The 17,820-nt window shown below is 63.6% G+C and carries 21 protein-coding genes; 6 read left to right on the top strand and 15 right to left on the bottom strand.

The annotated features are described in order from the left end of the window. Positions 1-33: 33 nt before the first annotated feature. Positions 34-717, bottom strand: coding sequence for an SCO family protein (locus NH14_RS09225; protein ID WP_035523747.1), 684 nt, complete (start codon positions 715-717; stop codon positions 34-36). 90 nt (positions 718-807) lie between these two features. Next, entirely contained in the window at positions 808-1,566 is a 759-nt protein-coding gene (locus NH14_RS09220) for an SURF1 family protein (protein WP_052147885.1), read from the bottom strand. Positions 1,567-1,671: 105 nt separating this feature from the next. Here NH14_RS09220 and NH14_RS09215 point away from each other — a divergent pair, with 105 nt between their 5' ends. Continuing rightward, positions 1,672-1,881, top strand: a complete 210-nt coding sequence (locus tag NH14_RS09215; RefSeq protein WP_035524088.1) for a twin transmembrane helix small protein — start codon at positions 1,672-1,674, stop codon at positions 1,879-1,881. A gap of 119 nt (positions 1,882-2,000) precedes the next feature. Here NH14_RS09215 and NH14_RS09210 read toward each other — a convergent pair whose 3' ends face one another. The 8 genes from NH14_RS09210 to NH14_RS09180 all read right to left on the bottom strand — a co-directional run bounded on the left by NH14_RS09210 (position 2,001) and on the right by NH14_RS09180 (position 9,417). Beyond that, positions 2,001-2,858, bottom strand: coding sequence for a cytochrome c oxidase subunit 3 (locus NH14_RS09210; protein ID WP_035523744.1), 858 nt, complete (start codon positions 2,856-2,858; stop codon positions 2,001-2,003). 127 nt (positions 2,859-2,985) lie between these two features. Further along, positions 2,986-3,243, bottom strand: coding sequence for a DUF2970 domain-containing protein (locus NH14_RS09205; RefSeq protein ID WP_084225200.1), 258 nt, complete (start codon positions 3,241-3,243; stop codon positions 2,986-2,988). Between the two features lie 34 nt (positions 3,244-3,277). Continuing rightward, a complete protein-coding gene (locus tag NH14_RS09200) occupies positions 3,278-3,871 on the bottom strand; it encodes a cytochrome c oxidase assembly protein (RefSeq protein ID WP_052147884.1) in 594 nt (197 codons plus the stop codon). A gap of 72 nt (positions 3,872-3,943) precedes the next feature. Further along, positions 3,944-4,084 carry a cytochrome oxidase small assembly protein gene (locus NH14_RS33450; RefSeq protein WP_213297775.1) on the bottom strand — a complete coding sequence of 47 codons (141 nt, stop codon included), beginning with the start codon at positions 4,082-4,084 and terminating at the stop codon, positions 3,944-3,946. An 85-nt stretch (positions 4,085-4,169) separates the two neighbouring features. After that, positions 4,170-5,780 (bottom strand): cytochrome c oxidase subunit I, encoded by a 1,611-nt coding sequence (ctaD, locus tag NH14_RS09195; RefSeq protein WP_035523741.1) that lies wholly within the window; start codon positions 5,778-5,780, stop codon positions 4,170-4,172. Positions 5,781-5,910: 130 nt separating this feature from the next. After that, positions 5,911-7,542, bottom strand: a complete 1,632-nt coding sequence (gene coxB, locus NH14_RS09190) for a cytochrome c oxidase subunit II (RefSeq protein WP_084225198.1) — start codon at positions 7,540-7,542, stop codon at positions 5,911-5,913. A gap of 110 nt (positions 7,543-7,652) precedes the next feature. Further along, positions 7,653-8,129 (bottom strand): DUF2244 domain-containing protein, encoded by a 477-nt coding sequence (locus NH14_RS09185; RefSeq protein WP_035523734.1) that lies wholly within the window; start codon positions 8,127-8,129, stop codon positions 7,653-7,655. A gap of 265 nt (positions 8,130-8,394) precedes the next feature. Continuing rightward, a complete protein-coding gene (locus tag NH14_RS09180; protein ID WP_035523731.1) occupies positions 8,395-9,417 on the bottom strand; it encodes a methyltransferase domain-containing protein in 1,023 nt (340 codons plus the stop codon). A gap of 204 nt (positions 9,418-9,621) precedes the next feature. Between NH14_RS09180 and NH14_RS09175 the strand changes: the two genes are divergently transcribed. Both NH14_RS09175 and trmL read left to right on the top strand, forming a co-directional pair. Continuing rightward, positions 9,622-10,449, top strand: coding sequence for a ComF family protein (locus tag NH14_RS09175; protein WP_152617092.1), 828 nt, complete (start codon positions 9,622-9,624; stop codon positions 10,447-10,449). Between the two features lie 55 nt (positions 10,450-10,504). Beyond that, complete coding sequence (trmL, locus tag NH14_RS09170; protein WP_035523729.1) at positions 10,505-10,975, top strand: tRNA (uridine(34)/cytosine(34)/5-carboxymethylaminomethyluridine(34)-2'-O)-methyltransferase TrmL; 471 nt, start codon at positions 10,505-10,507, stop codon at positions 10,973-10,975. Between the two features lie 44 nt (positions 10,976-11,019). Here trmL and NH14_RS09165 read toward each other — a convergent pair whose 3' ends face one another. The 5 genes from NH14_RS09165 to NH14_RS09145 form a co-directional block, all read right to left on the bottom strand. Continuing rightward, entirely contained in the window at positions 11,020-11,544 is a 525-nt protein-coding gene (locus tag NH14_RS09165) for an O-acetyl-ADP-ribose deacetylase (protein WP_035523727.1), read from the bottom strand. 135 nt (positions 11,545-11,679) lie between these two features. Then, on the bottom strand, positions 11,680-12,678 hold the full coding sequence (locus NH14_RS09160) for an NAD(P)H-dependent glycerol-3-phosphate dehydrogenase (protein ID WP_035523724.1): 999 nt from the start codon (positions 12,676-12,678) through the stop codon (positions 11,680-11,682). A 38-nt stretch (positions 12,679-12,716) separates the two neighbouring features. Continuing rightward, a complete protein-coding gene (secB, locus tag NH14_RS09155; RefSeq protein ID WP_035523721.1) occupies positions 12,717-13,184 on the bottom strand; it encodes a protein-export chaperone SecB in 468 nt (155 codons plus the stop codon). Between the two features lie 179 nt (positions 13,185-13,363). Further along, positions 13,364-13,627, bottom strand: coding sequence for a glutaredoxin 3 (gene grxC, locus NH14_RS09150; protein WP_035523718.1), 264 nt, complete (start codon positions 13,625-13,627; stop codon positions 13,364-13,366). Next, positions 13,624-14,049: a rhodanese-like domain-containing protein gene (locus NH14_RS09145; protein WP_035523715.1), complete on the bottom strand. Its 426-nt coding sequence runs from the start codon at positions 14,047-14,049 to the stop codon at positions 13,624-13,626. The genes grxC and NH14_RS09145 overlap by 4 nt, the downstream gene beginning before the upstream one ends. Before the next feature lie 222 nt (positions 14,050-14,271). Here NH14_RS09145 and gpmA point away from each other — a divergent pair, with 222 nt between their 5' ends. From gpmA to NH14_RS09130, 3 genes are all read left to right on the top strand, one after another. After that, complete coding sequence (gpmA, locus tag NH14_RS09140) at positions 14,272-15,021, top strand: 2,3-diphosphoglycerate-dependent phosphoglycerate mutase (protein ID WP_035523712.1); 750 nt, start codon at positions 14,272-14,274, stop codon at positions 15,019-15,021. A gap of 279 nt (positions 15,022-15,300) precedes the next feature. Continuing rightward, positions 15,301-16,854 (top strand): S41 family peptidase, encoded by a 1,554-nt coding sequence (locus NH14_RS09135; protein ID WP_035523710.1) that lies wholly within the window; start codon positions 15,301-15,303, stop codon positions 16,852-16,854. A gap of 203 nt (positions 16,855-17,057) precedes the next feature. Then, entirely contained in the window at positions 17,058-17,813 is a 756-nt protein-coding gene (locus NH14_RS09130; protein WP_035524077.1) for a HesA/MoeB/ThiF family protein, read from the top strand. The last annotated feature ends 7 nt before the right edge of the window (positions 17,814-17,820 follow it).

Here is a 17,820-nt window from a genome sequence, read left to right as displayed (position 1 = left end):
GTACTCTTCTCTGTCAGACTCGCGCTGCGCACCTTAACCGATACGCGACCACTTGAGGAGTTTGGTCACATCCTGTTTGATCTTCGACGGGTCAGGCTGCTCCGGGAAACGCATCATCAGATTGCCGTTCGGGTCGACCAGGTAGATGTGATCGGTGTCCTTCGTCTTGTCGGTTGCAGGCAGCCACTCGGCCACCGAAGCCGAATCGGCGCGCAGCATGCGCGTGTCCGGATAAGCGGTCTTCACCACGGTCGGCACCGCGGCGTCATCGGTGCGCAGCCAGACCGTGACGACGCGCTCGCGCTCCGCACCTTGCGTCGCGCGCACCTGGCGCATGAAGTAGAGCTTCTGCGCGCAGGACTCCCCGCACGCGCCGCCGTCCGCCGAAATCATCAGCCAGTGGCCCTTCAGCGAGTCAAGCGGCACTGCGCGGCCATCGTCGCCGGTCACCATCAGCGAGGGCGGAATCGTGCGTTGCGGCTCGATCAGCGTGCCGTAGCTCGTCGAACCACCCTTCGGCTTGATCACGTAGTAGGTGAAATATGAGATCGCGATAGGCGCGCCGCAGATCAGCGCGATCAGCAGCAACATCCAGCGGCCGCGCTGCCACGAGCCTTTCTTTTGAGCCCCGTTCGGCGATGCGCCCTTCTGCTGGGCGCCCTTGGGCTGCGATGTGTTGCGCGAAACCTGGGATGAATCGGGAGAATGCGTCGACACTGCTTGAACCTCTTTTCTGTCGCTTCCAGTTATTCATGTGCTGCTATGACGCGGCAAATCGCCGCGCGACGAACATCGCCCGACGAATCGTCAGGCGTCCTTCGTGCTGTGAGCCGGCTCCGCGCCATGTCCCTTGCTGCGCTCTTTTGCCGCAGCCCGGCGAGCCGCGTAAAGGCCGAATCCGAGCGCTGCGGCCGCCATACCCCACCACTGGAGCATGTAACCGTAGTTGCGTTCGACATCGGTGGCCGGCACGGGCCAGTCGCGCACGAGGCCGTCCTTCAAGGCCGGCACAGCGCCCGTCTGCTGGATCACGAAGGGCTGCAACGGCAGTCCGGTTTCCGCCGCATAGGAGGCGACGCCGAGATTCTGCCGTATCTTCTTTTGCGCTGCAGAGCCGCCCGCCCCCAGTTCGAAGGCACGCGAGGCGTCGGCGCGCGCAATGCCCACCACTTCGACCGGCTCCGCGGGGGTCAGATAAGGCGCGATCCGCTCGCGATCCTGGATGTTGCGCGGCAGCCAGCCACGATTCACGAGCACGTAGCCACCGCCCTCCAGTTTAAGCGGCATCACCACGTAAAAGCCTGGCTGGTCGTTATACGGACGATTGTCGAGATACACCACGCGCTCGGGCATGAACGTGCCCTTTGCGCGCACCCGATGAAACTCGATGTCCTTCAGCGCGATGGGCGCGGCGCCCACGCTCTGAGGGCTCGCGTCCTCGTAGCGCGTGATCTGCGCCTGCAGCGCTTCCTTCTGATGGGCGCGATCGCGTTGCCAGAAGCCGAGCCGGATGGTCACGGCCATCACGAGCAGGATGAGCAGCGCGGGAACGAGACGGATCTTCATCGGGCACGTCCAATGCAGTGCATTCGAATGGCCGAACCCTGCCCCCCGGGGCCCGGTGCGATAATGAGACAGGCGTTTTCAGGCATGCCAACTTCAGTGAACTTCATGCACATACTTGTCCCCATTGCATTCGTGCTGATCATCGCAAGCATGATCTCGGCGCTTTACTTCATGATGCACGACCGCGGCCGCAGCAAGCGAATGGTGTGGTCGCTCGCGACGCGCGTCGGTCTATCCATCTCGCTCTTCCTCTTCATTCTCTTCGCGCACTGGATGGGCTGGATCCAGTCCACCGGAATCCCGTACGGCCGCTGAGCCTACACCACGCCCGGCCTCCGGGCGGCTTCCCGCTTCATCCGGTCCTGCAAAAGCCAAGGCGCCGCGCCGACATTGTCGGAGCGGCGCCTTGTTTTATTACGCCCGCAGCGTGCGCGTTACAGCCAGTACACGACGACGTAGAGGCCGAGCCAGACCACGTCCACGAAGTGCCAGTACCACGCGGCGCCTTCGAATGCGAAGTGGTGTTCAGCCGTGAAGTGGCCGCGAATCAAGCGGACCAGCACCACCGCGAGCATCGTGCCGCCGAGGAACACGTGAAAGCCGTGGAAGCCCGTGAGCAGGAAGAACGTCGAACCGTAGATGCCCGAAGCGAGCGTGAGATTCAGTTCGTTGTATGCGTGAACGTACTCGAATACCTGCAGGCACAGGAAGCACAGGCCCAGCGCGATCGTCGCTCCGAGCCACGCGATGGCCTTGTTGCGGTGATCGTCGCGCAGCGCGTGGTGTGAAACCGTGAGCGTCGCGCCCGAGGACAGCAGCAGCGCCGTGTTGATGGTCGGCACCGGCCACGGCGTCATCGAACGGAAGTGCGAGACGAGCGCCGCCGGGCCGTTGTTCGGCCACACCGCCGTGAAGTCCGGCCAGATCAGCTTGTAGTCGAGGCTGCCGAGCTGGTGCAGGGCAATCTGGCGTGCGTAGAAGAGCGCGCCGAAGAATGCGCCAAAGAACATCACTTCGGAGAAGATGAACCAGCTCATGCTCCAGCGATACGACTTGTCGACACGCTTGCCATACATGCCGCCTTCCGACTCGGCGATGGCGTCGCCGAACCAGTGCCACAGCGTGAAGAGCACCCACAGCAAACCGGCGGCCACGCCGATCGGCCCCCACGACTCGCCGTTGATCCACGACCCGAGCGAGCCGAGCATGATCAGAAGACCAATGGATGCGCTGATCGGATGCCGCGACGGGTGCGGTACGAAGTAGTACGGGCTATCGTTTTGGCCGCTCATGCCTGTTTCTCCAATTTCCAGTTGCTCCGGACAGTGCCGGCTTTTGCCGACTGTTGCCGGCGGTCTGTCTTCGTTATTCGTATTCGCCTTCCAGCGCCAGCGCACGCGTTGCGCACGCCGCTCCGCGCTACGCCTGGCCCACCACCGCGTGCACGATCAACAGCAACACGACGATGAAAACCGCCGCGCCGATGATCCCCGCCGCAATCAGCGCCAGCGGGTGCAACTGCGCCGCGTCCGATTCGAGGTCGGCGCGCCTGCGTATGCCGAAGAACGACCACCCCACAGCTTTCGCCAGTTGCAGCACGCCGCTCTTCTTCTGCTTTGTCGCACCGGCCCCCTGGTTGGTGCCGCCGCGTTCATCCTTTCTATCGTTGCCGTTCATGCGCGTCGTCCCGTGGGCTCACGCCTCGCTTATCTCACGCGCCAGCCGACTGCTTCGGCGGCTGCGGCACTGCGGGCTTGTTCAGTTCGAAAAACGTGTACGACAGCGTGATCGTCTTCACGTCCTTCGGCAGTTTCGGATCGATCACGAACACCACCGGCATACGCTTCGTCTCGTTCGCCTTCAACGTCTGCTGCGTGAAGCAGAAGCATTCGATCTTGCGAAAGTATTCCGTCGCCTGCTTCGGTGCGTAGCTCGGAATCGCCTGCGCGTCGATCGTGCGCCCTTCGTTATTCGAAATGTCGTACATCACCGTCATGACTTCGCCCGGATGCACCTCGAGGCTCGTCTGTTCCGGCTTGAAACCCAGCAGCCCGCGCGCGTTCGCATCGAACTCGACCGAAATCGTGCGCGTCATGTCGACCTGCGTGTTGCGCGCCTCGCGCGCGGTGGCGTCGCGCTGCACGAGATTGTTGATGCCGGTGATCTGGCAAATCGCGCGATACATCGGGATGAGCGCAAAACCAAAACCAAACATCAGGAACGCGACCACCACGAGCTTGATGAGCATCGAGCGGTTGAACCCGCGGTCACTGCCAGTGCGATCTGAAACCTTCGGCGTGGACATCGAACTTCCTCGTACGAACACCAGCGCTCAACGCGATGCGAAGCGCCTCACTTCTCTCTTGGTGTTTTGGCCTTAGTGAGCGCCGAAATACACCTGATTCAGAACGGCACCCAGAAAAAAGACGCCGACGACAGCCAGCAAAATCAGGCCGAGCCGCAGGTTGCCCGAGCGGATCTGTTCGGGCGTACGTCTTTTTTGTGGATTCCGGGTCATGCGCTTGTGTTGCGGAGTTGCGAAGTTGCTGCGGGATGTTTCGCGTCCGGCCGCGCACGGCGGCCAGACGCCCTGGACCGATGGTTTATTCGACCGTCGGCGGATTTTCGAAGGTGTGGAACGGAGCCGGGCTCGGCACGGTCCACTCGAGGCCGGTCGCGCCATCCCACGGTTTGTCCGAAGCCTTTTCCAGCTCGCCGCCGCCACGGTATGCCGGCAGCGCCACGAAGAACAGGAAGTACACCTGAGAGAGGCCGAAGCCGAACGCGCCAATCGTGATCACCTGGTTCCAGTCGGTGAACTGGGCCGGATAGTCAGCGTAGCGACGCGGCATCCCGGCGAGGCCGACGAAGTGCATCGGCAGGAACGCGAGGTTGAAGAAGATCAGCGAGCACCAGAAGTGGATCTTGCCGCGCATCTCGTTGTACATCCAGCCGGTCCACTTCGGCGCCCAGTAGTACCACCCCGCGAACAGCGCGAACAGCGAACCCGCCACCAGCACGTAATGGAAGTGCGCAACGACGAAATAGGTTCCGTGATACTGAATGTCGAGCGGCGCCATGGCGAGCATCAGACCCGAGAGGCCACCGAACGTGAACACGATCAGGAAGCCCACGGCGAACAGCATCGGCGTTTCGAACGACAGCGCGCCGCGCCACATCGTGGCCACCCAGTTGAACACCTTCACGCCCGTCGGCACGGCGATCAGCATGGTCGCGTACATGAAGAACAGCTGGCCCGTGACCGGCATGCCAGTCGCGAACATATGGTGCGCCCAGACCATGAACGAGAGAATCGCGATCGACGCCGTGGCGTACACCATCGAGCTATAGCCGAACAGCGGCTTGCGCGAGAACGCCGGAATCACCTGCGACACGATCCCGAACGCCGGCAAGATCATGATGTAGACCTCGGGGTGGCCGAAGAACCAGAAGATGTGCTGGTACATGACCGGGTCGCCGCCGCCCGCTGCATTAAAGAAGCTCGTGCCGAAGTGACGGTCGAACAGCAGCATCGTGATCGCACCCGCGAGCACCGGCATCACTGCGATCAGCAGGTAAGCGGTGATCAGCCACGTCCACGCGAACATCGGCATCTTCATGAGCGTCATGCCCGGTGCGCGCATGTTCAGGATCGTCACGACGATGTTGATGCCGCCCATGATCGACGACGCGCCCATGATGTGCACCGCGAAAATCGCGAAGTCCATGCCCGGGCCCATCTGCGTGGAAAGCGGCGCGTAGAGCGTCCAGCCCGCGGCGGTTGCGCCGCCCGGCGTGAAGAACGACCCGACGAGCAGCACGGCGGCAGCCGGCAGCAGCCAGAAGCTGAAGTTGTTCATGCGCGCGAACGCCATGTCCGATGCGCCGATCTGCAGCGGCACCATCCAGTTCGCGAAGCCCACGAATGCCGGCATGATCGCGCCGAACACCATGATGAGGCCGTGCATCGTGGTGAGCTGGTTGAAGAACTCGGGGCGCATGATCTGCAGACCCGGCTCGAACAGCTCGGCACGGATGGCCAGAGCCATCACACCGCCCGACAGGAACATCACGAACGAAAAAAGCAGATACAGCGTTCCGATGTCCTTGTGGTTAGTGGCGAACAGCCAGCGTCGCCACCCGTGGGGCGTCTCGTGGGCGTGGTCCCCGTGCACATGACCGTGGCCCGCTACATCGTGTCCGATGCTAGACATGACTCTCTCCTGAAGCGAATTGCTTTGCGTCTCTTACAACTGTGTTGGCCTATGCGGCTGACTGTTCTTTTCGCGGCCCGGTGCGCGCCTCTTTGCTGCTTCTCGCGCGCCGGCGCCGATCAGCCGCCGCTCAGGCTGCCGGGCTGATTTCCACGCGCCGCGCTTCCTTCGCGTCGGCGCCGCCGGTAACCGTCTCCGGCTTCTTGAGGATGATGTGATCTTCGGCGATACCCGCCGCCTTCAGCGCGTCGCGCACAGCCTGCGCGCGATGCTTGGCGAGTTCCGCGTTGGCGTCGGCCTTGCCGCTCGCGTCGGTGAAACCCGAGAGCGTGAACTTCGCGTCCGGATGCGCCTTCGCGTAGTCGGCCGCGGCCTGGATTGCGTCTTTCGCGTCGGCCGGCAGCGTGCTCTTGCCGACTTCGAAATAGATGCTGGCCGGGAGCGCCGCTGCGTTGGCCGCTGCATTGCTCTGCGCTGCGCCCGAAGCCTGCTCGGCGCCGCTGGCTGCGCCTGCCTGTTCCGCGCCGCTGGCTTGTGCTGCCGGCGCGGCTTCCGTTGCCGCTTGCGCGCCGCCTTCGGGCATCTTGCCGTTGCGTGCGTCGGCGACCTGGCGCGGTTGCAGCATGTCGCCCATGTGGTTGCCCCATGCGTTGCGCTCGAACGTGATCACCGAGGCGATCTCGACGTCGTTCAGCGTAGGCGCCCACGGCGGCATCGCAGCCTTGCCGTGCAGGACGATGTTCACGTGACCGGCGATCGGGCCGTTGGCGATCTTGCTGCCGTCGAGCGCCGGGAACACGCCTGCGCCCTTGCCGCTTGCCTGGTGGCAGGCGGCGCAGTTCGCTGCGTAGACTTTCTCGCCGCGCTCCTTGAGCTCAGCCATCGTGTAGGTCTTGTTGGGATCGTCGCTGGCGGCAGCCATCTTCGCCTTTTGCGTATCCACCCACTTTGCATAGTCCTCGTCAGACAGCACCTCGACCACGACCGGCATGAACGCGTGTTCCTTGCCGCACAACTCGGTACAGAAGCCGCGGAAGGTACCCACCTTCTCGGCCTTGAACCAGGTGTCGCGCACGAAGCCCGGAATGGCGTCCTGCTTCACGCCGAACGCGGGCACGTACCACGAGTGCACGACATCGTTGGCGGTCGTGATGATGCGGATCTTCTTGTTGACCGGCACGACGAGCGGGTTATCGACTTCCTGCAGATACGTGTCGCTGATCGGCGCCTGGCCGTTCACTTGCGAGCGCGGCGTCGTGAGCGTCGAGATGAAGCTGATGCCCTCGCCCGGCCCCTTCACGTAGTCGTAACCCCACTTCCACTGGTAGCCGGTGACTTTGACGGTGACGTCGGCGTTGGTCGTGTCCTTCATGGCCACGACGGCCTTGGTGGCCGGCAGCGCCATCAGCACGACGATGACGAACGGCACGATCGTCCAGATAATTTCGACGGTCGTGCTTTCGTGGAAATGCGCAGCCTTATGGCCTTTCGATTTACGGTGTACGTACATCGAATAGAACATGACGCCGAATACACCGACAAAAATCACGGTGCATAACAGCAGCATCATCATGTGCAGGTTATAAAGCTCTTCTGCGATGCGCGTGACGGGCGGCTGGAAATTGATCTCATTGACGGCGGGGCCGCCCGGACTGTCTCCGACAGCGAGTGCCGAGCCGGCGACGAGGAGTCCGCTGCACGCCAGCACGCCCTGTAGGGCTCGCTTGATTGTTTTCATAGCTTCCTTACCCATAAATTCCATTCAAACCCTCGACCCCGCAGGAAGGTTCTGCAACCAGGTCACGCCCTGGGTGCGCGTCATTTAAAGACTCGCACTGTGAATGAACCCCACCCCTGCCACGCGATCCGCATTCAAGCGACGCGCGCGAGCCACATGCGCAGTTCCCGCGCGAACTGCGCACGCCGATACTGCGGCAAATGCAAACCGACTGCGACCGCCTGGCCGCGGGACACGAGACGTACCGAATCGCGTGGGGTCGCGCCCGGTTCGACCCGGACCCAGCGGGGATTGAATTCGAACTGCGTGAGCACTTCGGCGCTCATCTGCTCGATCACCAGCCGGTTCGGATAAAGCCTGATACGTTCGTAATCGACAGCATGGCGCGCATACACCAAAAACGCGCCACCTGCTACCAACAGATCGATGCCGGTAAACGGCAATACCAGCCAGGCGCCACGGATCAACAACAGAACGGCGATCGCGATGGAAACTAGCGCCAGCGATACATAGAACAACACGAATTGCCTGGGCGAAACCGAACAGTTGCGCTTCATGACCCAGTCCTTCAGGACCGGCTCCGGACTCGCCAGCAGATCAGACGTCTGCATTGCTCGCCTCCCCACTGCAACATTCGCAGACTATCGCCGCTTGCTGCCTTACACAACTGCGGGAGATCTGGACTTGCTGCGTAAGATTTAGGGACGGCAATCCGCGCAGCAACCGACGCATTATAGGCGCGATCCCGAGCACCCACAAGCAAGCCGCAATCCGCCGCAAACCCAACACTGACGGGGCTTTCAGCGGTTTTTCGATAATTTTTCGAGGGCTTTTCGGGCGCTAATTTCAGGCATAACGAAAGCCCCCCTTATCACGTTAGCGATTCCTGGTCGGACCGCCGCGCCCAATGTCCTCTATGCGCACGATGCCATGGCCTTCCGCAGTCGTGCGCGGCACAGCCTTCCACGCGTGCCCATAGATAATTTCGAAGGTGAGCGCAATCGTACCTGCGTTAGGCCCGTCCTTCAAACGGCGTGCCTCCAGCGCGTCAGCGAGCGCGCGATTGAGACGCCGCGACGCGAGCCCTTCGACTTCGGCGTAGCCGCCCGCATGAGCGTCATGCCCTTCGCGCGAGAATACGCGGTTGAATGGATAAGCGCCCCAGCGGCGCACATCGGCGAGCAGCTTCTCCGGCGTCTTGTACGTGACGGTGAGCGTCTCCTGATCCATCACCGGAATCTCGAAGCCGTTCTCGACGAGCATGTCGCCGAGATCGTGCATGTCGACGAAATCGATTACGTGAGGACGAGTCGGCACGCCGTGCGCGGCTTCGACTTCGGCCCAGGCGCCGCGCAATTCCTTGAGCGTGTCGGGACCGAGTGTGCTGAACATCAGCAGGCCGTTCACCTTGAGCACGCGCTGCCACTCGCCGAACACGAGATCGGGACGCGGATGCCAATGCAAGGCGAGATTCGACCAGAGCAGCTCGAACGCTTCGCGCGCAAACGGCAATTCGGCGAAGTCGGCTTGCGCGAAACGCGGACCGCGCGCGCCGAGCGCACGGCCAATCGAGGCGGGAAGAAAGCGCCGCCAGCTCGTGTCGCCGGCGTCGTGCGCGCGGGCGCGCTCGAGCATCGCGAAAGAGAGGTCGGTGCCGAATACGGGCGCTTCGGGAAAGCGCTCGCGCAGATGGGGAAGGTCGTCGCCGGGTCCGCAGCCCATGTCGAGCACGCTCGCGGGATTCACCTTGATGTATTCGAGGCGCTCGCGCATGCGCCCGGCGATTTCGCGCGGCAGGAACTCAACCTCGTCGAAGGTCGCCGCACGGCGGTCGAATATCCGTCGGAGATAGCGCGAATCGTAGGCCGGACGGCCGGGTCTTGGATGAGACGGAGACATGTCGGTCGTATTGACGAAGTCTGCGAAGTATACTCGCTCACTCTCATTCCTTCAGTCGCGAGCCCCGAACCTGGTTCGGGCCGTCCATCGATGCCGCAGCAGCCCGCACAGTCACCCACTTCGGCGTCAAGCCAGCCGCCCGCATTGCGGCGTGCTTGTCCTGCGAAAAATACCGGAGCGAAAGCGCAGGCTTTGCGGCGCGCCATGGCGCGCGTGCGGCTCAGCGCGCGAACGCACTGGCTGCGGCTCGCCGAGTTGGTGCTGCCCAATCTGTGCCCATTATGCGGCAATTTGTCGCGCCATACGCACAGGGTGTCACATACGCACAGGGAACCCAACCGCATGTGCAGCGACGCGCGTGCCGTGCTGTGCGCGGCTTGCGATGCGGCGTACTGGAACGAGGCGCGTCTGCGCTGCACCGTTTGCGCGCTGCCGCTTTCGGGCATGCGGCGCGCAACGCGGCACGCGCGGGCAGCCGATCGCTACCGGTGCGACGCTTGCGTGAAATCACCGCCCGCGTTCGACGCCACGCTGGCGCTCGCGGACTATCGCGCCCCGCTCGATGCGCTCGCGCTCGGCCTGAAGTTTCGCGCGCGGCTCGCGCTCGGCGAAGAATTCGCGCGGCGTCTCGCGCACGCGGCCGTCGACGTGCTCGATACCGACGACGCACCAAGTCTCATCGTGCCGGTGCCACTCTCGCGCGAACGTCTGATCGAACGCGGCTACAACCAGGCATGGGAGATCGCGCGGCCGCTCGCCCACGCGCTCGGCACACGCGCCGACGCCACCCTCGTGCGCCGCACGCTGCACACGGCCGCGCAATCGAAGCTCGACCGCGAAACGCGCCGCCGCAACGTGGGCCGCGCGTTTGCGCTCACGCGCGCGGACCACGGGTTAAGCGGCTTGCACGTAGGCGTGGTCGACGACGTGATGACCTCGGGCGCAACACTCGATGCGCTCGCGCATACGCTCAAGGCAGCGGGCGCGCGCCGCGTGACGAATTTCGTCGCGCTGCGCACGCCGAAGGACTAAACATCGCCTTTGCGCCGCTTTTCGTTTTTATCGTTTTTTTCAGAGTTTCATCGCCATGTTCAATGTCGTTCTCGTCGAACCGGAAATTCCACCGAACACCGGCAACGTGATTCGCCTGTGCGCGAACACCGGCGCGCGGCTGCATCTGATCGAGCCGCTCGGCTTCCCGCTCGACGACGCGAAAATGCGCCGCGCCGGTCTCGACTACCATGAATACGCGCAAATGCACGTGCACCGTAACTGGGATGCCTTCATTGCCGCCGAAACGCCCGACCCATCGCGCATGTTCGCGTTCACGACGCGCGGTTCGGGGCGCTTTCACGATCACGCGTTCTTGCCGGGCGACTGGTTCGTGTTCGGCGCGGAAACGCGCGGACTGCCCGACGCGGTGCTCGAGCGCTTCGCACCCGAACAGCGCGTGCGCCTGCCGATGCGGCCAGGCAACCGCAGCCTGAATCTGTCGAACACCGTGGCCGTGGTGGCGTTCGAAGCGTGGCGTCAGTCAGGCTTCGAAGGCGGGGAATGAAGGACGAGTGAAGGGCAAATGAAGCGCGCACGCTCGGTGCGCATTCAACGCAAACTCAACTCGCGCACGTAACGTGCGAGCATCGCTTCGTCGAAGCACGCGAATACGGTTCGCTCGAATGAGAGTTCTGCACTCAGCACGTCGACTACGGTCTGCACCGCGATCTTCACGGCTTCATCGGCGGGAAAGCGATAAACGCCGCAGCTGATCGCTGGAAACGCAATGCTCTTCACGCGGGCTTCACGCGCGCATTCGAGCGAGCGCCGGTAGCACGACGCGAGCAACGATGCTTCGTCGCGCGCGCCGCCGTTCCAGACGGGCCCCACCGTGTGAATCACATGTTTCGCGGGAAGCCGGTAGCCGGCGGTGATCTTCGCGTCGCCGGTCGCACAGCCGTTCAGCGTCTCGCATTCGCGCAGCAACTGCGGCCCGGCCGCGCGATGGATCGCGCCATCCACACCGCCGCCGCCCAGCAGCGACGTGTTCGCGGCGTTCACGATGGCGTCGACATGCAGCGTGGTGATATCGACGACTTGCGCTTCGATACGGCAATTTCCAATGGTGAGCATGGCGGTCCTCCTTGCGATCCGGAGTTGGCGCTTTAGCGCCTACTCCGGTCCAATGCAAAGCGAAAGCTTTGGAACAGGCGGCAGAGGAGCCAGGGCTATGCGCCGGAGAGCCGGTGAGCCGGAAAAACTCGCGCCCTACTCCGCCTTCGCGTCGCGCCTGAGCAGTGCGCTCACGGCGTCGCGCGCAGCCACGCCGTCGAACAGCACGGCGCATACCGCCTGGGTAATCGGCATTTCGATATTGTGCGCGCGCGCGAGGGCGAGCACGGCGCGTGCGCAGCGCACGCCTTCGGCCACATGACCGAGCGCACCCAGAATATCGTCGAGCGTGCGTCCGCTCGCAAGCTGCTTGCCCACGGTGCGGTTGCGTGAGAGGTCGCCCGTCGCGGTGAGGATGAGGTCGCCGAGGCCCGTGAGGCCGTTGAAGGTTTCGGCGCGCCCGCCGAGCGTCACGCCAAGGCGCGTCATCTCAGCGAGGCCGCGCGTGATGAGCGCGGCGCGCGCATTCAGGCCGAGGCCGAGGCCGTCGGAGATGCCAGTCGCGATCGCGAGCACGTTCTTGACCGCGCCGCCCACTTCCACGCCCACGACGTCGTCGCCGGTATAGATTCGCATCGCGCGATGATGAAAGGCTGCGAGCGTGCGCTCGCGGCAGACGACCGAGGTGCTCGCTACAGTTAGCGCAACCGGCAGGCCCTCGCCCACTTCACGCGCGAAGCTGGGCCCCGAAAGCACGCCGTTGCTCCGGTGCCCGGGCAGCTCGGCCGCCACGACCTGATGCGGCATCAGCTGCGAATCGGACTCGAATCCCTTGCACAGCCACACGAAGTGCGCAGGCACGCGGTTCATGCCGCGCATGGTGCGCAACATGTCGCGCAGGCCCGCCACAGGCGTGCCGAGCACGACGAGATCCGCCTCGCCCGACGCATGGTCGAGCGCGGCGGCCAGATCGGTTTCGTAATGGAGTTTTTTCGGCAGCGAGATGCCCGCGAGATAGCGGGCGTTCTCGTGCGTCTGACGCATTGCGTTGACGAGCGCGGCATCGCGCGCCCACAACACCGTGTCATGCGCCTGGGCCAGATGCCCTGCCAGCGCGGTGCCCCACGCTCCGGCGCCGAGAACGGCGACTTTCATTCCGATACTCCGCACCGGTGGTTTCGTTTCCGCGCCAATCAATGCGTGGCGTTGCTCGCGCCTTCCTGCTGCTGCGCGATTTGCTGCAGACGTTGCTCGTAGAGCGCCTGGAAGTTGATCTCGGCCAGGTGGATCGGCGGGAAGCCCGCACGCGTGATCGCGTCGGCAATGTTCGAGCGCAGGTACGGGAACAGGATGGTCGGGCATGCGATGCCGACGAGCGGATCGATCTGTTCAGCGGGGATGTTGCGGATGTCGAAAATGCCCGCTTGCTTGGCTTCGATCAGGAACGCGACCTTGTCCTTGATCTTCGCGGTCACCGTACCAGTCACGAGAATCTCGAACACCGATTCCGCAAGACGCTCGGCCTTCACGTCGACTTCCACTTCCACCGAAGGCATATCCTGCTCGAGGAAGATGGCCGGCGAATTCGGCTGCTCGAGCGACAGATCCTTGAGGTAAATGCGCTGGATGTTGAAGAACGGCTGGTTGTTCTCGTCAGACATGGTGTATGGCTTCCTGAATTAATTGAGTTGCAACCGCACAGTATCGCTTCGTCTCGCTAAACCAAGGCAATGCCATGCAGCCGCAATGAGCAGCAACAGACGACAACGCGCCCGCGCAAGCCTTGCCGGCTCGCGCGGGCGAAAAACCGTGGCGCAATGACGCGCCGCTTAAAACTCCGTCAGGCCGCGGCTTCGAGCAGCGGCATCAAGCCGCCGGCGCGGTCGAGCGCGGAGAGGTCATCGTAACCGCCCACATGCGTCTCGCCGATGAAAACCTGCGGTACCGTCCGGCGGCCGGTGCGCGTCATCATCTCTTCGCGGCGCGCCGGGTCCCGGTCGATCAGCACCTTCTCGATATGGTCGACGCCGCGCGACTTTAAAAGACGCTCGGCCATCTGGCAATACGGGCACACCTGGGTGCTGTACATGACCACGTTGTTCACTTCGAAGCTCCTTGTTTCACGACCGGCATGCCGGCCTGCTGCCAGGCGTTCACGCCGCCGTCCAGCACGTGGACCTCGGCAAAACCGGCATCCTTCACGAGGCGCTGCGCCTTGTGCGACTGCTGGCCCGTCTGGCAGACCAGCAACACCGGGTTGCTCTTGTTCTTCACGAACTGGGCAACCCTGGTTTGCAGCTCGCCGAATTCCAGATGGCGGGCGGCGGGCAGGTGGCCCTTCGCGAAATCGTCCGCGGAACGCAGATCGATCACCACCGCATTGCGGCGGTTGATGAGCTGCGTCGCCTCGGCGGCGGAAACGCCGCCGCGCCCGCCGCGCTTGAGCGTCGGCCACAGGAGCAACGCTCCTGAGATGAGGACGATCGCGATAAGTACAAGGTTGATGTAATTGGTAAAGAACGTCACGGATGATCCGCCGGGAAAAAGAGAAATCGGGGAAAACTGATTCGGGCAATCCGCTCATTATAAAATAACCGTTTGTCGCAAGGTTGCCGCCCACCAGCCCGGGCGCGCAATCGCGTATGCGACCCTCGGAGCCGTACCGCCGCAGCGAGGCAGCCGCACGACCGGCGCCCCGGCGCACCCCGGCCCCGATTACCGCTTCCTTCACTACCGACCGTCATTTTCATGTTCAAACTTGTACTCATCCGCCACGGCGAATCGACGTGGAACAAGGAAAACCGCTTCACCGGCTGGGTCGACGTCGACCTGACCGAAAAGGGCAACCTCGAAGCCCAGCAGGCCGGCCAGCTGCTCAAGGCGTCGGGCTATTCGTTCGACATCGCCTATACGTCGGTGCTCAAGCGCGCGATCCGCACGCTCTGGCACGTGCAGGACCAGATGGACCAGATGTACCTGCCGGTGGTCCACTCGTGGCGCCTGAACGAGCGTCACTACGGTGCGCTTTCGGGCCTGAACAAGGCGGAAACCGCCGCCAAATACGGCGACGAGCAGGTGCTGGTCTGGCGCCGCAGCTACGACACGCCGCCGCCCGCGCTCGAGCCCACCGACTCGCGCACGGCCTACGACGATCCGCGCTACGCGAAGGTGCCGCGCGAAGAACTGCCGCTCACCGAGTGCCTGAAGGACACGGTGGCGCGCGTGCTGCCGCTGTGGAACGAATCGATCGCCCCGGCCATCAAGGCGGGCAAGAAGGTCGTGATCGCCGCGCACGGCAACTCGATCCGCGCGCTCGTGAAGTATCTCGACAACATCTCGGACTCGGACATCGTCGGCCTGAACATCCCGAACGGCGTGCCGCTCGTCTATGAACTCGACGAGAACCTCAAGCCCATCAAGCACTACTATCTGGGCGACGCCGAAGCTATCGCGAAGGCCGCAGCCGCCGTCGCGAACCAGGGCAAGAAGGCGGACTAAGCTCCCTGGCCTTTTCTCGCCCGTCTTCCATCGAAACCGCCGCCTCGCGCAGTCGCACGGGGTCGGCGGTTCAGCAGCACCTCTGTGGTACCGCGTTCTGGCGTCTCGAACGCTTCAGGTGCTTCCAGCGCTTCAGGCAGATAAATCCTTCCGCGTTTGCCAGCTCCATCAGCCCCGATCGCGCCTTATGCACAGAGCGGTCAAGTGTGCAGTTATACTTGTCCGTCGCTTTTCCATTAGACGCTGCCACGCGCCTTTCGACCGCACGCAACAATCTCTATGCGAAAGAACCTCAAAAACATCGGCCTGATCGCTGCTGGCCTCGCGACCGGCGTATTTGCCACCCTGCAGATCTCCGCTTCGGCGCAGCAAACCCAGCAAACCGTGATCGAGCCGCTGCCGCTGGACCAGCTCCGGCTCTTCGCCGAAGTGTTCGGCCAAATCAAGCATGAGTACGTCACGCCGGTCGACGACAAAAAGCTGCTCACCGCCGCCATCAAGGGCATGGTGTCGAGCCTCGACCCGCACTCGTCGTATCTCGACAAGACCGACTATCAAGAGCTCCAGGAGCAGACCAAGGGCCGCTTCGCGGGCCTCGGCATCGAGATTTCGTCGGAAGACGGCTTGATCAAGGTCATCTCGCCGATTGAGGACACGCCCGCGTTCCGCGCCGGCATCCGTCCGGGCGACCTCATCACGCGCATCAATGACAAACCTGTGCGCGGCATGACGCTCGACCAGGCCGTCAAGCAGATGCGCGGCGACCCGGGCACGAAGGTCACGCTCACGATCTTCCGCAAGACCGACGACCGCACCTTCCCGCTCACCATCACGCGCGCCATCATCAAGGTGCAGAGCGTGAAGTCGAAGATCGTGCAGCCGGGCTACGCCTACGTGCGCATCACGAGCTTCCAGGAGCGCACGGTCCCCGACCTCGCCGCGAAGCTCCAGGACATCGCGCGCCAGGAGCCGAATCTCAAGGGCATCATTCTCGATCTGCGCAACAACGGCGGCGGTCTCCTGCAAAGCGCCGTGGGCGTGGCGGGCGCGTTCCTGCCGCCGGACTCGGTGGTGGTCTCCACGAACGGCCAGATCCCGGACTCCAAGCAGGTCTATCGCGATACCTACGAGAATTACCGCCTGCCTTCGTTCGACGGCGACCCGCTCAAGGGCGAGGCGGCCGAGTTCAAGACCGTGCCGATGATCGTGCTGACCAACGCCTATTCGGCTTCGGCGTCGGAAATCGTGGCGGGCGCGCTGCAGGACCAGAAGCGTGCGCTCATCATCGGCAAGACGACGTTCGGCAAGGGCTCGGTGCAAACCGTGCGTCCGATGACGGCCGAAACCGCGCTGCGTCTGACTACGGCGTACTACTACACGCCGAGCGGCCGCTCGATCCAGAACAAGGGCATCCGTCCTGACATTCCGGTCGATCAGTACGCCGACGGCGATCCGGACGACGCACTCGTCACCCGCGAGGTCGACTACCAGAACCACCTTGCAAACACGCAGGATCCGAACGAGAAGAAGGAACAGGAAGCGCGCGAGCAGGAGCGCATGGACACGCTGCGCCAGCTCGAGGAGCAGAATGACAAGAAGACGCCGGAGCAGCGCCAGAAGGACCGCGAGCGCAAGCCCGTCGAGTTCGGCTCGGCCGACGACTTCATGCTCCAGCAGGCGCTGAACAAGCTCCAGGGCAAACCTGTGACGGAATCGAAGTCGCCGATGGAACGCCGCCTCGCGCAGCAGAAGCCGCCCACCTCGGCTTCGGCGCCGATCGCCGTGCAACCGCCGGCCTCCGCGCCCGCAGCAGCCTCCGCGCCGGCGAAGTAACACCGAAGTAACACCAAGGGTCCGGCCAGCGGCTTCGCCGCTGGCTCCCTGTTTGTCGCAATCCGGCATCACCCGCCTCGCGGCCCTCGCAACGTGGGCCGCGAGGATGAAACTCTCCGCGCCAGTACAATAATGTTTCCGTACTCCCGGCGCGCGTCGCGGCTCCCCGCCCATCGCAGCGCCCAAGCTCCGTGCGCATCGCGATGAACGACGACCAACTCCTCCGCTATTCCCGCCATATCCTCGTCGACGAGATCGGCATCGAGGCGCAGCAGCGCTTTCTCGACGCGCATGCGCTCGTAATCGGCGCAGGCGGCCTCGGCTCGCCGGCGGCCATGTATCTCGCGGCCTCGGGCGTGGGCACGCTCACGCTCGTCGACAACGACACCGTCGACCTCACCAATCTGCAGCGGCAGATCATGCACGAGACGGCTTCGGTGGGCCACGCCAAGGTCGAGTCGGGCCGCGACGCCATCGCGCGTCTGAATCCCGAGGTGAAGGTCAACGCCGTGCAGGCGCGCATCGACGATACGTGGCTTGACGCGCATGTGCCGGGCGCGAGCGTCGTGCTCGATTGCACCGACAACTTCGCCACGCGCCATGCCATCAACCGCGCGTGCGTGAAGCATCGCGTGCCGCTCGTCTCGGGCGCAGCGCTGCGCTTCGACGGGCAGATCAGCACCTTCGATTTCCGCGACTCGGCCTCGCCCTGCTATGCGTGCGTATTCCCCGAGGACCAGCCGTTCGAGGAAGTGGCGTGCTCGACGATGGGAGTCTTTGCGCCCACGGTGGGGATCATCGGGACGATGCAGGCCGCCGAGGCGCTGCGCGTGATCGGCGAGATCGGCACGCCGCTCGTCGGCCGGCTGATGATGCTGGACTCGCTGCGCATGGAATGGAACACGATGCGTGTCGCGCGCCAGCCCGATTGCCCGGTGTGTGGCGAGCGCCACGGTTGAGCGCGCT

Origin of the sequence: Paraburkholderia sacchari (assembly GCF_000785435.2) — a bacterium.
Taxonomy (GTDB): domain Bacteria; phylum Pseudomonadota; class Gammaproteobacteria; order Burkholderiales; family Burkholderiaceae; genus Paraburkholderia; species Paraburkholderia sacchari.
Note: the sequence above shows the minus strand (reverse complement) of the source record. Positions and strands in the feature narration are given on the sequence as shown.

What these genes read in the sequence shown, in the direction of transcription:
- NH14_RS09220 (WP_052147885.1), bottom strand. Translation starts at nt 1,566, where the DNA reads ATGAAGATCCGTCTCGTTCCCGCGCTGCTCATCCTGCTCGTGATGGCC.
- NH14_RS09215 (WP_035524088.1), top strand. Translation starts at nt 1,672, where the DNA reads ATGCACATACTTGTCCCCATTGCATTCGTGCTGATCATCGCAAGCATG.
- NH14_RS09210 (WP_035523744.1), bottom strand. Translation starts at nt 2,858, where the DNA reads ATGAGCGGCCAAAACGATAGCCCGTACTACTTCGTACCGCACCCGTCG.
- NH14_RS09205 (WP_084225200.1), bottom strand. Translation starts at nt 3,243, where the DNA reads ATGAACGGCAACGATAGAAAGGATGAACGCGGCGGCACCAACCAGGGG.
- NH14_RS09200 (WP_052147884.1), bottom strand. Translation starts at nt 3,871, where the DNA reads ATGTCCACGCCGAAGGTTTCAGATCGCACTGGCAGTGACCGCGGGTTC.
- NH14_RS33450 (WP_213297775.1), bottom strand. Translation starts at nt 4,084, where the DNA reads ATGACCCGGAATCCACAAAAAAGACGTACGCCCGAACAGATCCGCTCG.
- ctaD (WP_035523741.1), bottom strand. Translation starts at nt 5,780, where the DNA reads ATGTCTAGCATCGGACACGATGTAGCGGGCCACGGTCATGTGCACGGG.
- coxB (WP_084225198.1), bottom strand. Translation starts at nt 7,542, where the DNA reads ATGGAATTTATGGGTAAGGAAGCTATGAAAACAATCAAGCGAGCCCTA.
- NH14_RS09185 (WP_035523734.1), bottom strand. Translation starts at nt 8,129, where the DNA reads ATGCAGACGTCTGATCTGCTGGCGAGTCCGGAGCCGGTCCTGAAGGAC.
- NH14_RS09180 (WP_035523731.1), bottom strand. Translation starts at nt 9,417, where the DNA reads ATGTCTCCGTCTCATCCAAGACCCGGCCGTCCGGCCTACGATTCGCGC.
- NH14_RS09175 (WP_152617092.1), top strand. Translation starts at nt 9,622, where the DNA reads ATGGCGCGCGTGCGGCTCAGCGCGCGAACGCACTGGCTGCGGCTCGCC.
- trmL (WP_035523729.1), top strand. Translation starts at nt 10,505, where the DNA reads ATGTTCAATGTCGTTCTCGTCGAACCGGAAATTCCACCGAACACCGGC.
- NH14_RS09165 (WP_035523727.1), bottom strand. Translation starts at nt 11,544, where the DNA reads ATGCTCACCATTGGAAATTGCCGTATCGAAGCGCAAGTCGTCGATATC.
- NH14_RS09160 (WP_035523724.1), bottom strand. Translation starts at nt 12,678, where the DNA reads ATGAAAGTCGCCGTTCTCGGCGCCGGAGCGTGGGGCACCGCGCTGGCA.
- secB (WP_035523721.1), bottom strand. Translation starts at nt 13,184, where the DNA reads ATGTCTGACGAGAACAACCAGCCGTTCTTCAACATCCAGCGCATTTAC.
- gpmA (WP_035523712.1), top strand. Translation starts at nt 14,272, where the DNA reads ATGTTCAAACTTGTACTCATCCGCCACGGCGAATCGACGTGGAACAAG.
- NH14_RS09135 (WP_035523710.1), top strand. Translation starts at nt 15,301, where the DNA reads ATGCGAAAGAACCTCAAAAACATCGGCCTGATCGCTGCTGGCCTCGCG.
- NH14_RS09130 (WP_035524077.1), top strand. Translation starts at nt 17,058, where the DNA reads ATGAACGACGACCAACTCCTCCGCTATTCCCGCCATATCCTCGTCGAC.